Source organism: Campylobacter insulaenigrae NCTC 12927, from assembly GCF_000816185.1.
GTDB lineage: Bacteria > Campylobacterota > Campylobacteria > Campylobacterales > Campylobacteraceae > Campylobacter_D > Campylobacter_D insulaenigrae.
This window is the reverse complement of sequence record NZ_CP007770.1, coordinates 180713-195639: the sequence shown is the minus strand read 5'-3', so window position 1 is coordinate 195639 and position 14927 is coordinate 180713. Positions and strand designations below refer to the sequence as shown.

The window sequence follows — 14927 nt, the reverse complement described above, 5'->3', positions numbered from 1 at the left end:
TCCTAAAAAGGTAAAGGTGCAAAAAATACTTGCACTTTTATATCATCTTTAAAATAGCGTTTTTCATCTTCAAACCACAAATATTTACTTGCATTAAATATTAAAGGCTTTTTGATTTTTTCTTTTAATTTCATAGTTCTTTCACAAAGTGGATATACAAGCTTTATATCATGAATTTTAAATTTACAAGCATAAGCAAACATTTGATATAAATCACTTTGAGCTATACCATGCTTTTTTTCATCTTCACTATCATCTGGAATTTTCCATTTGATATCTAAAATCATTTTATCCTTAATACATAAATCAGGTTTTAACATAAAACATTTTTCATCATTTTTTGAAACTAAATACTTTTCACTACTTTGAGTTTTTATATTTTCACTAGGATTAGCAAGTTTAAACATATACGCTACGTAGTTTTCAAAAAGTTTTTCCATAGGAAAAAGCAAAGCAAAGGCTTCGTTTTTACCTTTATATGGAGCAAAGCTTTGATTTTGTAAAAATATCTTACACCAAGAAAGTATATTTTCATAATAAGCAAAATTTCTTGAAATTTTAAAACTAAAATCTTTTTCATAATTTTTAGAAAATTCTACCTCATCAAGCATTTGCATGGCTTTGATAATTTTAAATTTATTCAAGCTTGTTTTGGATTTTAAAAAATTTAGAGTTGATTTTACTAAGCGATTTGGCGCTATGTCTAAAACAAATTCATCACTACTTGTAAAAAATCTTTCTTTGTGTATTAAATTTAATTTTATATGTTCGTTGAAAAGTAGTTTTCCTTTTAAAAAAGTTCTATTTTCTTCGCTATTTACATAAGATCTCATCAAGCCTTTTTTATACATGCTATCAAATTCATCTAAAAACATCGTGATAAATACCTCAAACAAAGGCATTTTAGTAATTTGTAAAGATACAATTTGAGACTTTTTAAAAGGAGAATTTTTTAAAGTTTTTAGCATGTTGATTAAAAGATTTTTGGGGTTGAAATTAAAATCCTCTCCATAAAAATTCTCATCAGCTTTAACCTGATTTATTTGTGTTAGATCATAAGTTTTTAGCAGTTTTTCTCTCAAGATAGTATATGTTTTACACTCTTTATCTTTATAGCTATCTAAATTTGTGCATTTTGGTAAAATCTGCAAAACCCCGCTTTTAGTCTGTATAATACCTACATAATTTTTAGCTTTTAAAGTATTTTTGTTTTTAAAGCCTAGAAGATTTTCGTTATTTTTTGCAAAGTCTTCTAGTTCTTTATAAAAGCTTTCAGCCTTTTCTTTGAAAATATCTTGTAAATCTTCTTTAGAAAAAGCTTGATATTCGATGATAGAAAATGTGTTATTGCTTATCATTTTTTATTTTATCATTATAAATTACTTGATATGTCTTTATATCGTCCCAAATTTCATCGTTAAATGGAGTGATAGTATAAATATTTCTTTCACTATCTACATTATGTAAATTTTTTATTTTTTGAAGATATGTATCATCTTTTTTATCTTCAAAAATCATACCATTATCATTTAAAACCGCATTTATCAAAGCATAATCATTATAAAAATACTCTTGCAAAAGTGGAATGATTTTATTTTGAAAAACTTTTTTTAAATCTTCTAAATTTTCAACACCTATAAAAAACGCATGTCCTATAGTTTTTTCTCTATCTAGTAAGTATTCTATACGCGTATTTATGGCTTTTGATAATTCTTGCAAATTTACACCTTTACAATTATCAGACAAAACATTAGGATTAGGCATCATCTCGACAAATTCAAAGCGTCTTCGCAAAGCTGTATCAAGTGAAGTTATACTTCTATCAGCTGTATTCATAGTGCCTATGATATAGACATTTTTAGGCACTCCAAATTCTTTAGCACTATAAGGTAAAATTACTTTTAGCTCTTCTTTTGCACCTATCCTTTTGCTAGGCTCTATTAAGGTTATAAGCTCACCAAAAATCTTACTTACATTTCCACGATTAATCTCATCTATGATTATTATGTGAGGTTTTAAATTTTCTTTTTTTATTTTAAATTTTTCATTTTGTATATTTTCAAATTCTTTTAATTTATTATAAAACATAAAATAGTAAATTGCATTACTATGATAATCACTTTGACTATCATATTTTGGTTTAATATCTTTAAAAGATAAAATTTTTCCATTTTTAAAACTTAAATAATCCCTTTTTACAATGTCTACAGTTAATCTTTGAGGACTTTTAATTGAACCACCTAATAAAAAAGACCGATATTCATCTTTAGAATTTAAAAGGATTTTTTTTAATGCTAACTTTATTCTCTAAAGGAAATTCATTTCCTTTGTCTAAAAAATTTTGATTAATATAATTAGCAAATTCAAAAATTAATTTATCTAAATCAGTTTCATTTTCATTTTGCATTGACAAAATATAATTTTTAAAAGATTTATCGCATAATTCTTTAAAAATTCCATCTTTTATATCGTATTTGATTTCTTGAGAATTTTCATCATTGTTTATTATGGGTTTTATACTTTCAACAAATTCTTCATATCCATAGCTTTGATGAAAGGTAGTAAAAACGATTTGCCCATTTTTTATATATTCATCAAATTTTGCTTTTTTCTCATCTCTACTTATTAAATTTTCACCCAAAATCTCTAAAGCCTTATCTATAGTATGATAAGTTTTTCCTGCCCCTGGAGGTCCATAAAGAATTTGATTTAAAGGTGGATTTTGGTTTTCTTTATTTTGTTTGAGGATTTCTTTTGTATTAAAATTTTCAACTTTTGTTTTTAAATGCTCTTTTTGTGTCTCTTTAGCTTCGTACAATTTAAAATCATTTTCATCTAAAGAACTAAAATAATTCATCATTTCTAAAAAATCTTTTACTAATTTATCTTTGTCATCTAAATCATAAATAAAATCAAATTTCTGTAAATATCCTTCACTCTCCATTTTATTTACTGCTACACATCTTGAATTTTCAATATCACCTTGCGGAAAACCAAATTTTAAAACTAAATGTCTATTATTTTGAAAATATCCAGAATATGCTATAAACAAATAAACACCTTTTGTAGGGGTAATTTTTTTACCATTAATAAGATTCTCTTTTAACAAATCATTTCTAACAAACATTATCCAACAATCATTACTTAAAAAACCATTAGAATTTCCTATTGCTATTTTGAAAGAATAATTATATTTATCACTAATAAAACTTAAATTTTGTTTTATATTTTGACTAAAACTATCTTTATTACTAACATCACCCCGTTGTGTTCTTTTATTTCTTAAGATACAATCATCTACTTGTTTTACTAATTCGTCTATAGCTTTTATAAACTTTTCTCTATCCTCATTTGAAAATTCAATCATAATACAACCTCACTAATCTACAATTGCAAAAAAATTACAATTTTGTAGTATTCCCATAAAACACTTTCTTTGTTTTTATTTATAAAGTTTAAACAAATAAGACTTTGTTTTATAACTACATAATAAGTTTTTGTTTAAATTTATTATAACATGATTTATAATAGCTTAAGAATATTTGAAGGTTAAAAAACCTTCAAAAAGTTATATTTAGCTTCCTATAACTCCGCCATCAAGTTTGCGTATTTGTATAACAGAGCTGCGAGGAGTAGTGCTAGCTCCATGTGGAAAATGACTTGGAGCAAGTTTTTCTCCGGGGTGTTGGATACCAACAAACATAGTAGTATAATCCTCATCAAAAGCGATACCTGTAAGCTCACAAGCTATAGGACCTGTTAAAAAGCGTTTTATTTCTCCTGTTTTAACATCAGCTGCAAGTATTTGATTATTGCCCATTCCTTCAAAATCACCCTTATTAGAATAATTTCCATCCGTTTGTATCCATAATCTCCCATCCTTGTCAAAAGCTAAGCCATCTGTGGAATTGAATTTATTTTTGCTAGTGATATTGTTTGAGCCTTTATTAAGCGTGCTTTGATTATCAGGATTACCAGAAAGAGCAAAAATTTCCCATGAAAAATCCTCATCTTTATGTGAATTTTTAGGACTCCACTTAATAATTTGCCCATAGATATTTTTAACTCTAGGATTAGCAGCATTAGGTTCTTTCCGAGACTTGTTATTAGTAAGGGTAGCAAATACTTCTTTAGAACCACTTTCTTTGTGAGAAGCTATCCATTTACCACTACCTCTCATATCTCCTAGTTTGCCGTTAAATTGTCCTACATATAAAATTCCCTCATCAAGAATCTTACTAGTATCCATACCTTTTTTAAATTTATGTTTGCTAACAAATTTATAAATAAACTCATCAGCCTCATCATCTCCCATATAGATAATTACAGAGCCATCTTTTTCGATTATAATCTCAGCATTTTCATGCTTAAATCTTCCCAAAGAAGTTCTTTTAACAGGCGTGCTCTTAGCATCAAAAGGATCAATTTCTACTATCCATCCAAAGCGATTGGCTTCATTGGGATTTTTGGCTAAATCAAATCTTTCATCAAATTTTTCCAACCGTATTTACTTTTAGTCTTAAAACCAAAACGCTTTTAACCTTTGTTAAAATTTATATTTTCATCAGAACTACCAAAAAAATCATCTATATTTTCTTCACAGGTAATATAAGTTCCCCAAGAAGTTTTACCATTAGAGCAATTATTTAAAGTCCCATAAACAAATTTTTGTCCTTTTAGCACCTCATTTTTAGCCTCACCGCTAACTTTCATTTTAGTATGTGCATCAATACGGCGATTAAATTTCGAATCTTCAACTAGCTCTCAAGTATCACCTTTCTTTTGCACTTCTCTTCTATAATGCTAACGCCAAGACTTTTTTGCTCATATAAAACATCTTCTTTGCTTAGCTCTTTACCTTGGTGATTAAACATAATTTCAGGATTAATATATTCATTATTAATAGCTAAAATAGCTCTTGTTTTAGATAAAGAAAAAAACTCATACCATCATTATTATCACCAAAAACAAAAGATGCATTTTTAACAGCCTCATCATCTATCAATTTATTTTCATCATAAGGTTTTGCTTTGCTAAAAAGCTTATCACCCCAAGAAATCAAAAGCTTAGCTTCATAACCATCAGGTACAACAATATTATCCTCTATGCTAACATCTATTGCTTTAAATCCCAACAAAGATTTATTTTTAAGTAAATTAGCATGTAGATTAGATCCAGTAAAAAAAGCTAATATAGAACTAAATGCTGAATATTTTAAAACACTCTTCTTTGCACAATAAACTCCTTTACAATTTTAAGCTGTATAGGCAGTATAAAAAAATTTGGAAACTTTTTTGGAAACATAAAAAATAAAATAATATTTACTAATAAAATATTTTGCTGATTATATAATTAATAAGAATTGATGAAATTTATATAAAAAGCTTAACTAAAAATTAGTTAAGCTTTAAACAATTTATTTAGAATTTTTTCTTTTTTACATCTTCTAAGATACTATTAGCAATATCACTAACTGCATTAGATATGATTGCACTTTCATTAGCTATTGCTACATTGTCTTTAGTTGTTTGATCAATTTGAGCTACAGCATCATTAATTTGAGTAATACCTGTAGTTTGTTCTTTAATACTTTCACCCATTTCATTAATAGATTGAACTAAGATATTAGTATTAGCTTCAATTTCACCTAAAGACTTTTGAGTTCTTTCAGCTAGATTTCTAACTTCATCTGCAACAACAGCAAATCCACGTCCATGTTCTCCAGCACGAGCTGCTTCTATTGCAGCATTTAATGCTAATAGATTGATTTGATCAGCAATATCTCCTATGATAGAAGTAACATTTTTAATCTCTTCACTTTGAGCTACTACTTCACTAGTTTTAGATGAAACATTTTGCATAGAAGAAGTTATTTCTTCTAAAGCTGCTGCAGTTTCTTCTAAAGAAGAAGCTTGAGAATTTGAACTAGTAGTTAAACTTTGTACTGCTGATTGTAATTTATCACTCTCATTAACTAAAGAGTTAGCAAATTCAGAAGATTGTCTTAACATTTGAACAATTTCTTGTCCTAATACATTAGTAGTTACTTCTACTTCACCTTTAGCATTTTTAACTTCAGTAGTAAAGTCTAATGCTTTATAGCTATCAAATACACGATTGATTTCATTCATATTAGAACCAACTTTTGCTTCTAATACACTAAGCATTTTATTTAATACATTTTTTAATTCTATTAATTGAGGATTTCTTGGATTTGCAGTAATTCTTGCTGTTAAATCACCGCTTTCTACTACAGAAACAGTTTCTACACTTTCTCTAACTGCTTGATTATCTTGTTCAAGTCCCTTTTTTGTAATAAGAATATTTTCATTTAACATTTTTCCTATAGCACCAAGCTCATCATTAGCATGAATTTCTATAGTTTGTAATTCAATTTTTTCATGATTTAAAAAGCGAAATAAAGAATCTAAAGATTTTACAAGCACTGGAAGTCTTGATCCGACTATTTTTCTAATCAAATAATAAACCACGATCATAATAACAATTAAGAATATTAATCCTATACCAACAAAAATAAATTGAAGTTTATATAAAGGAGCAAGAACAGAGCTCTTAGGCGCTGTAACCATAACACTCCATTCACTAGAATTACCTATAGTTTTAAATGATGCTATACTTGCATAACTTTCAACACCTGTAGTAGTATGGTAATTATCAATTATAATATTTTTATTGGCTTTTACCGCATCAACTACCATTTTAGCTTCAGGGTATGAATTAGCTTCTTGTAAATTTTTAAGAACTAAACTAGATACAGAATGAACTGCTATTAATCCATCTTTATTCAATAAAGCTTTAACTTCTCCATTAAAAATATTTAAAGAAGGATCTAATAAAGCAGTTGAAAAACTATTTAAATCAAAAACATATCCAACAGCACCAATATTTTTATCATTTTGGTCAAAAATTGGTATTGCAATATTAATACCAATAAATTCACCTTTTCCTAAATCTTGTTTAACTGGTATACCTACAAAAACCTTATCGCGATCATTATGTTTAACTTCAGCATAAAGTTTATTAATTATAGGCATATTTTTAAGCTTTTCTGTAAATTGAATCGTCTCCAATCCTCCTACATTATTTACATCATTATCTAAAAAAAGCATACCAAAATTACCATTTTCACTTCTGTATTGTTTTTTGACATTAGTGCTATCTAAATTTGACTTATCTTCTAAAATTAAAAAAGCATAAGAAGCATGAGAAGCTGAATCTAAAGTATTTTGAATAATATTTTCAATACTAGAAATATCAAATCTACCTTCTCTTAATATGAAATCATCAATTGAACTTGCAGTAGATTTTGTTGAAGCAATGCTTTCATTTAAAGCACCTTCAATAAAATTCATATAACGCTTAGATGATTGATGAATAATTTCTTTGGCTTGATTTTCCATATTTGAGGAAACTTGCGTAGAAACAACAGAAATGAGAATCACTACTCCTATAATAACGGCAATAGCTACAGATACAACAAGCTTTGCACCTATATTTAAAGATTTAAACATTTATTATCCCCCTAAATTATTAAAAATTAATATAAAAATGAAATTGAGATTATAATCCAATTAAGATAAAATAAATATGAAATACACTCTCTTAAATAACTATATTTAAAAAAATTAATTAAAGCAACTCAAAATAAGCAATCTTACCATTGCACAAAAGTTCTAGCTTTTTTTATTGCATCAAAATTAATAATCACCTTTTCACCATTTAAAAGTTCTAAATTAATATTTTTATCATCAACACTTAAAATTTTAGCCTCGATTTTTTCTTTATCATTGGTAGTAATTTTTACTAATTCATTAACACTTTTTGTAAAATGTTCTACCTTACTAAGCTTTCTTTCAAGTCCACAACTTGAAACCTCTAAAAAATATTCTCCATTCACAGGAGATTCAACATCTAAAATAGGTGATAAAATTTCACTCAGTTTTGCACAATCATCTAAATTTACTCCACCTTGCTTTTGGACATAAATTCTATAAATTTTTTTACCATTTTCATTAACTAATTCATCATCATAAAATTCTAATTGTACTTCTTTACACAATGCTTCAAGATTCATTTTATCCCTTTTTTATTTTTTCAAACAAGGCATCCATATGATTTTGATATTCTAACCTATCATCAAATTTAAAATGGAAATTAGGACATCTATACCAACCTTGTTCGCTCATACAATAATTTTGCAAAGTATGAGAAGCTTTTTTAAGCTTATTTAGAATTCTCTCTTGTTCTTGGATATTAAAAAACATTTTATCAAGATACACAAAAGCATCATAGCGACCTTTTTTGCACTCAACATCTACCACACACAAATTTCTCAAATTTTCATCATCTAAATTAGATAAAGCTTCAGGAATAAGTTCTTTTAAAATACTCTCTGTGCGTAATTTTTTAATTTCATTTGGATTCATAAACTCACTTTTTCCTCAACTTTTTTATAACTTTCTATATAATCGCCCTCTCTCATATCATTACATCCTTCGATACCAACACCACATTCATAGCCTTTTGCTACTTCTTTAACATCATCTTTAAAGCGTTTTAACGAACTTATATTTCCTTCAAAAACAACAACACCTTCTCTTATAAGTCTAATCTTAGCACCACGGTTAATCACACCTTCAGTTACCATACATCCTGCTATTTGACCTAATTTTGGCACATTAATTACTTGACGAATTTGAGCTTGTCCAAGTTGCTCTTCAGAAATAACAGGACTCATCATACCGCCAAGTAAAGCTTTTACATCATCAAGTAAATTATAAATAACATTATAAGTTTTAATCTCAACACCTTTATCTTTAGCTCTTTCTTTAATCTCACCTGTTGGACGAATATTAAATCCAAGAACTATAGAATTTTCACTAGCACTAGCCAATTCTATATCGCTTTGTGTAATACCACCAACTCCGCTATGTATAATATTTACTTTAATTTCATCATTAGTTAATTTTTCCAAACTTGCTTTTAATGCTTCAAGCGATCCTTGTACATCAGCTTTTAAAATAACTGGCAATGCTTTAAGATTACCTTCTTTAATTTTAGCACCAAGTTCATCTATACTTACTTTAGTAGATTTGCTTAATTCTTTTTGACGATTGTATTCATGGCGCTTATTAGCATATTCTCTTGCTTGCTTATCACTTTCTACTGCGATTAAAGTTTCTCCCGCATCTGCTACTTCGCTAAGACCTATAATCACCCCGCACTCTCCAGGGCCAATTTTTTTTAATGCCTTACCTTGATCATCACTCATCGCACGTACTTTACCATAAGCTTCTCCAGCTACGATAGTATCACCTACTTTTAAAGTTCCATTTTGAACAATAATAGTTGCTACCGGCCCTCTTCCTTTTTGTACAGAAGATTCTATAACACTCGCTTTTGCGAAAGTTTTTGGATTGGCTTGTAATTCCAATAAATCAGCTTGCAATAGCACTATTTCAAGCAAATCTTCAATACCATCACCTTTCTTAGCAGAAACTGGTACGAATTCATAAGAACCACCCCATTCAACAGGCATAATTTCCATTTCAGCAAGCTGTGTTTTTACCATATCAGGATTAGCATTTTCTTTATCCATTTTATTGATAGCTACGATAATAGGTACATTTGCAGCTTTTGCGTGATTAATAGCTTCTTTGGTTTGCGGTTTTACACCATCATCAGCTGCAACAACAATTATAACAATATCAGTAATACTAGCACCTCTTGCGCGCATAGCTGTAAAAGCTTCGTGACCTGGGGTATCAATAAAGGTAATTTTTTTACCATTTTTTTCAACCATATAAGCACCTACATGTTGAGTAATTCCACCTGCTTCACCACTTGCAATACGTGATTTTCTTATAAAATCTAACAAAGAAGTCTTACCGTGATCAACATGACCCATTATAGTTATAACCGGTGCTCTATGGGCTAAATTTTCTTGAGTTTGACTATCATCATAATTTTTTACATAATCAAATTCATTAGCTTCATCAATAATATTAATTTCTATACCAAATTCATCTGCTAAAATTTCTATAGCATCTTCATCTAAAAAATCATTTTTAGTTGTCATCATACCTAACATAAAAAGTTTAGAAATAATTTCTCCGGTATTTTTTCCTATTTTGTCAGCAAATTCATATACACGAATTTCTTTAGGAATGCTAACATTTGTAATTACTTCATTTTCTTTCTTTTCTACTTTTTTAGGAGGTTTTTTACGGCTTCGTCTTTGAATACCACCTTCTCCAAAAGGATTAATTGAGTTATTTAGCGATTGTCTTAAAACATTAGGTTGTTTTTTATTTAAAACTGGCTTTTGTTGCTCTTGCGTACTAAAATCAGGTAACACAACCTCATCTTCATCATCTAAAGAAATATCTGCAAAATCTTTATCACCCAAAAGATCCATTTTAGTTGTATTTTCTTTTTTACTTGCTACAGGATGACTTTTCTTTTCTTTTTTCTTTCTTTTTAAATTTTCATCTGAATTTGAAAAAATCATACTCAAACTTAACCCTTGAAGATTTTGAGTTGGTTTATCTTCTTTTTCATTTAAATTTTCTTTAACTTCTTCTTTTTTCTTTTTGACTATAACTAAACCTCTTCTTTTGGCTAAATTTAAATTTGAACCCAATTTTTCCTCTAACTTTATTTCTTCTTTTTCTTTTTGAGTAATTTCTTCTTTTATAGGATTTGGAATTTGCATAGATTTTTCATCTTTTTTTTCTTCAAGAGTTTTAGTGCTTTTTAACTCTTTTTTGCTAGTTTTTTTCTCATCTTTTTTTGATTCTTCTTTTTTACTAGTCTTTTTTACTGTAGTTTCTTTCTTTGGCTTTTGCAGTTTTTTTACTACATCTAAAATTTTTCCTGATTGAACGAATTCATATATTGCTACCGCTATCTCAGAAGATACCTTTTTATTAGGCGATTTTATATCTTCTAAACCCATTTCATTAGCTTTTTCGATAATCTCTTTACTCGTATATCCTAATTCTTGAGCTATTTCACTAATCTTTACATCTGCCATTAAAAAACATCTCCTTTAAATCCTGCTTTATATTTCCATTAAAATTACCTTTACTAACTCTCATAAAGGCTTTATGCAAAGTTTTATCGTCTTTATTTAAACATAAATCACAAATATACAAGCTTCTTCCAAATTCTATCTTTGTAACAATTTGAGAATTACGGATTTGAAATTGATATAAATTTTGTTTTTCGAAACGACCTTTACATACAATGCACATTCTAATGGGTATATGATTTTTCAAAATTATATCTTTTTTTTTGAAATTTTTAGCAAAATTTAAAGCCTTTATCATCAAAATCTAAAAGCTCTACTCTAAATTTATTAAATTTATTTTTAAGTTTTACTTGAATATTTTTTGCATCTTCTTCATAAGCTAAAGTAAAAAAACTTGAACCAGAACCTGAAAGTGTACTCATAAGAGCGTTATTTTCTAGAGAAATTTTTTGCACTTGAAATAATTCAGGTAAATTTTTCATTCTTTGTTCTTGATGAAGTTTATCTAAACTTGCATATTTTAAAAGATCATACTTTTTTTCCAAAAAACAAGCAGTCAAAAACGAAGAATGGCAAATATTAAAAACACCTTCGTTAAAATTAATTTTTTTAGCTAAAACCGATCTAGATTTTTGCGTATTCATAGAAACATTAGGTATAGTAATGATCGCTCTTAAATTTTCATCTATTTTCTTCTTGATGGCCAAAACTTTTTCATTATGAACCATAGAACACACAAAACCCCCAAGAACTGCCGGAGCTATATTATCAGGATGGTTTTCAAATTTCAATGCTTCATTTAATATGTTATCTTTATCTATCTTAAAACCACTTAATTCATAAGCACAAGCAATGGCTGCAACTATTACAGCAGAAGAACTCCCCATACCTCTAGATAAAGGGATATTATTATGAAAAATAAATCTAAAATTTTGCTTTTTCCCATTTAATTTTTGATAAATTTCATTAAAAATATTTACAAAAACATTATTTTTTTTAAGATAAATATTTTTCGAACCTTCTCCATAAATACTAATGCTAAATAAATTTGATTTTTCTATTATAGTTTGATTAAAATATTTTAAACTCAAACCTAAACAATCAAAACCTGGTCCTAAATTTGCACTAGTGGCAGGAACTAAAATTTTCATCTAAACTAATTAACCGCTTCTAAAACATATAAAGGTGTATTATCATTACTAAAATTCAAATTTTGCAAAGTCTTTGGCATAAAAAAATCACCACTTTGGGTTTTTTGTAGAATAATTTTTTCATCTTTATCTTTAACAAAACAAAAATGTTTATTAGCTGGAATAGGTTGATTGCCATTTAATTCAAAAGCATTGATTGCTAGTAAAGGTATATTTTTTACTATAGCTAAAGTTTGCAAAGAAATATAGCTAATTTTTATACCCATGTAAGATCCTGGCCCATTAGCATAAATAAGCTTTTCAAATTCATATTTTCTAAGTAAATCTTGCAAAATTTGTGGCAGTATTTCACTTATTTTCAAATGACTATCAATCATTTCTATTAATACACCTTTTTCATAAACACCTAACATTAAAGGTTTAGAAATGGCATTTAGAAGCAATGCTACCCTTTTTATGCAAAAACCTTTTCATAAATTTTATAACTACTTTTTTCTAAATTGACTATTTCATATGCACTGGCATCTTTCAATAATTCTTTAGTTAAAAGATGATTTAATCTATGAGAACCTGCATAAGATACATAATCACCAAATACTCTATATCCTAGCAAAGTTAAATCTCCGATGGCATCTAAAATTTTATGACGAACAAATTCATCTTTAAAACGTAATCCTTCAGGGTTTAAAATACGATTATCATCGATCACAACAGCATTTTCCAAACTTCCACCAAGTCCTAAATTTAAAGCTCTTAAAGCTTGCACATCTTTTAAAAATCCAAAAGTCCTTGCTCTTGCTATTTGTTCAATATAATTTTGCTTGCTAAATTCAAAATAATAATTTTGCTTACCAATAATAGGATTATCAAATTCTATAGTATAATTAATAACTGGCATATCAGTAGGAGTCAAGCGGACAAATTTATTTCCTTCTTGTACTTCTATTGTTTTTTTAACAACTAAAATTTTTTTTACCTCATCAAGCTCTTTTAAACCTGCTTCATCAAGCATCATACAAAAGCCTATACTGCTACCATCCATAACTGGTGCTTCATTAGCATCAAGTACAATACGAACATTATCAATACCATAAGCATTAATAGCGCTCATTAAATGCTCTATAGTTGAAACATAACCTCTATGATCTCCAATGACAGTAGCCATTTTTGTATCAATTACATTTTCTGGTTTAGCTTCATATGAAATTCCAAGATCACTTCTATAAAAAACTATACCACTATTTGCATCTAGCGGTTCTAATTGTATGCTAATTGGCTCACCTTTATGCAACCCTATACCCACACCTTTGACTACTTTTGCTATAGTTGTTTGATTCATATTATCCACTTATTTTTTTCTTACTTGTATCTAAAATATTATAAATATTTTCTTTTATCCATTTTGCATCTTGCCACTGCTCAGGACGCACCTCAACCCCTTGAATTAAAACACCAAAATGCAAATGATCGCCAAGTGCTAATCCCGTAGTTCCAGTAGTTCCTATAACCTCGCCAGCTTTTACCTTATCACCTACATTTACATTTATACTAGTACAATGGCCATAAAGAGTATAAATTCCAAAACCATGATAAATTATAATATTTAAACCATAAATCCCATTTTCTTGAGCAAAAACAACATCTCCTGCATTATTGCTCATAATAGGAGCTTCTTTTACACTTGCTATATCAAGTCCCATATGATAAGAACTGCTAAATGTTTGATCATTATAAGAATAAAATCTATGATCAGCAAAATCTGCAACCTTTTGACCGTTTTTTAAAGGTATAAAAAGATTTATTTTGAAATTATTAAGAATAGTATCAGGAACTTTACTTGTAATTTCGTGTATAAGTTCTTCATTTGAATTTCTTAAGTCTTCATTTACAAATTTAAATTTTTCAAGTCTGTTTAATTCCTTATCTTGTGGAGCATAATTTTGAGCTAATACATCAATCTTACCATCTATAAAATTATCATTTAATTTTATATTAGATACACGATATTTACGATTTGCAAAATAATATTTTATTCTTTGTTTATTAATATTACCTGCTTTATCCTCTGCCACGACGTAAGCTCTAAAATTTTCATCTTTAGCATCCCAAGCAATTAAAGCTGCATAATATCCTTCTTTAACAAAAGGAGTTGCCTTAAAAATCTTATCTTTATCAGTTACTATATAAACGCTTTCTAAATTTTCATCATTTGCTTTAAATACGACACTTCCAACTCCACCTTGTTCTATTTGATAAGAATTATCTAAAATCTCCACATAAGGATTTTTAGTATCTACAATAATTTTTATCTCTTTATAAGCTGTATTTCCTAGAAAAAAATTCCATAAACTATTATCACTAGCTTCGATTAAAAGTTTAAAAGAATCTACTTTTTCTTTATAAGCTAATTTTGGTAATTTTAAATCAAATTTAACATTGCGTTTTGAACCTTTAACATTTTCATTTACTAAAATTTGACCATCTAAATCATTATTCTTAAACAAAACTACCTTAATATTTTTTAATGGTATCTTATCATCTATCTCTATAGAAATTGGATTATTGAGATTGCTATATATAATTTCTGACTTAGTTTGTATATTAGGAACACCTCTTTCAAACCAACTCGTATTCAAAACAAATGCCACTATTGCAACCAAAATTAAAAATACTAAAAAAAACCATTTTTTATTAGACTTTTTACGAGCAAAAACCATCTTAAC

General features: G+C 27.9%; 10 protein-coding genes and 2 pseudogenes. All 12 read right to left on the bottom strand.

Annotation, left to right across the window (positions count from 1 at the left end):
- Positions 1 to 2: 2 nt before the first annotated feature.
- Positions 3 to 1358: an McrBC 5-methylcytosine restriction system, component McrC gene (locus tag CINS_RS01095; protein WP_039649121.1), complete on the bottom strand. Its 1356-nt coding sequence runs from the start codon at positions 1356 to 1358 to the stop codon at positions 3 to 5.
- A pseudogene (locus CINS_RS07720) lies at positions 1345 to 2719 on the bottom strand (McrB family protein); the annotation flags it as partial. The pseudogene CINS_RS07720 and the gene CINS_RS01095, both read right to left, overlap by 14 nt.
- Positions 2720 to 3574: 855 nt before the next feature.
- Positions 3575 to 5194, bottom strand: a pseudogene (locus tag CINS_RS01080) (PhoX family protein).
- 226 nt (positions 5195 to 5420) lie between these two features.
- Positions 5421 to 7532, bottom strand: a complete 2112-nt coding sequence (locus tag CINS_RS01075; RefSeq protein ID WP_039649119.1) for an MCP-domain signal transduction protein — start codon at positions 7530 to 7532, stop codon at positions 5421 to 5423.
- A gap of 143 nt (positions 7533 to 7675) precedes the next feature.
- Complete coding sequence (gene rimP, locus CINS_RS01070; RefSeq protein ID WP_039649117.1) at positions 7676 to 8095, bottom strand: ribosome maturation factor RimP; 420 nt, start codon at positions 8093 to 8095, stop codon at positions 7676 to 7678.
- Position 8096: 1 nt separating this feature from the next.
- Entirely contained in the window at positions 8097 to 8447 is a 351-nt protein-coding gene (rbfA, locus tag CINS_RS01065; RefSeq protein WP_039649115.1) for a 30S ribosome-binding factor RbfA, read from the bottom strand.
- Positions 8444 to 11056: a translation initiation factor IF-2 gene (infB, locus tag CINS_RS01060; RefSeq protein WP_039649113.1), complete on the bottom strand. Its 2613-nt coding sequence runs from the start codon at positions 11054 to 11056 to the stop codon at positions 8444 to 8446. Before infB ends, rbfA begins: the two co-directional genes overlap by 4 nt.
- On the bottom strand, positions 11037 to 11300 hold the full coding sequence (locus CINS_RS01055) for a YlxR family protein (RefSeq protein ID WP_084593994.1): 264 nt from the start codon (positions 11298 to 11300) through the stop codon (positions 11037 to 11039). Before CINS_RS01055 ends, infB begins: the two co-directional genes overlap by 20 nt.
- Positions 11301 to 11325: 25 nt before the next feature.
- A complete protein-coding gene (gene thrB / locus CINS_RS01050; RefSeq protein WP_039649111.1) occupies positions 11326 to 12204 on the bottom strand; it encodes a homoserine kinase in 879 nt (292 codons plus the stop codon).
- A gap of 5 nt (positions 12205 to 12209) precedes the next feature.
- On the bottom strand, positions 12210 to 12617 hold the full coding sequence (locus CINS_RS01045; protein ID WP_039651269.1) for a glycoprotease: 408 nt from the start codon (positions 12615 to 12617) through the stop codon (positions 12210 to 12212).
- 41 nt (positions 12618 to 12658) lie between these two features.
- Positions 12659 to 13543: a UDP-3-O-acyl-N-acetylglucosamine deacetylase gene (gene lpxC, locus CINS_RS01040; protein ID WP_039649109.1), complete on the bottom strand. Its 885-nt coding sequence runs from the start codon at positions 13541 to 13543 to the stop codon at positions 12659 to 12661.
- 1 nt (position 13544) lies between these two features.
- Positions 13545 to 14921: a peptidoglycan metallopeptidase Pgp6 gene (gene pgp6 / locus CINS_RS01035; protein WP_039649107.1), complete on the bottom strand. Its 1377-nt coding sequence runs from the start codon at positions 14919 to 14921 to the stop codon at positions 13545 to 13547.
- Positions 14922 to 14927: the final 6 nt, after the last annotated feature.

What these genes read in the sequence shown, in the direction of transcription:
- CINS_RS01095 (WP_039649121.1), bottom strand. Translation starts at nt 1,358, where the DNA reads ATGATAAGCAATAACACATTTTCTATCATCGAATATCAAGCTTTTTCT.
- CINS_RS01075 (WP_039649119.1), bottom strand. Translation starts at nt 7,532, where the DNA reads ATGTTTAAATCTTTAAATATAGGTGCAAAGCTTGTTGTATCTGTAGCT.
- rimP (WP_039649117.1), bottom strand. Translation starts at nt 8,095, where the DNA reads ATGAATCTTGAAGCATTGTGTAAAGAAGTACAATTAGAATTTTATGAT.
- rbfA (WP_039649115.1), bottom strand. Translation starts at nt 8,447, where the DNA reads ATGAATCCAAATGAAATTAAAAAATTACGCACAGAGAGTATTTTAAAA.
- infB (WP_039649113.1), bottom strand. Translation starts at nt 11,056, where the DNA reads ATGGCAGATGTAAAGATTAGTGAAATAGCTCAAGAATTAGGATATACG.
- thrB (WP_039649111.1), bottom strand. Translation starts at nt 12,204, where the DNA reads ATGAAAATTTTAGTTCCTGCCACTAGTGCAAATTTAGGACCAGGTTTT.
- CINS_RS01045 (WP_039651269.1), bottom strand. Translation starts at nt 12,617, where the DNA reads ATGTTAGGTGTTTATGAAAAAGGTGTATTAATAGAAATGATTGATAGT.
- lpxC (WP_039649109.1), bottom strand. Translation starts at nt 13,543, where the DNA reads ATGAATCAAACAACTATAGCAAAAGTAGTCAAAGGTGTGGGTATAGGG.
- pgp6 (WP_039649107.1), bottom strand. Translation starts at nt 14,921, where the DNA reads ATGGTTTTTGCTCGTAAAAAGTCTAATAAAAAATGGTTTTTTTTAGTA.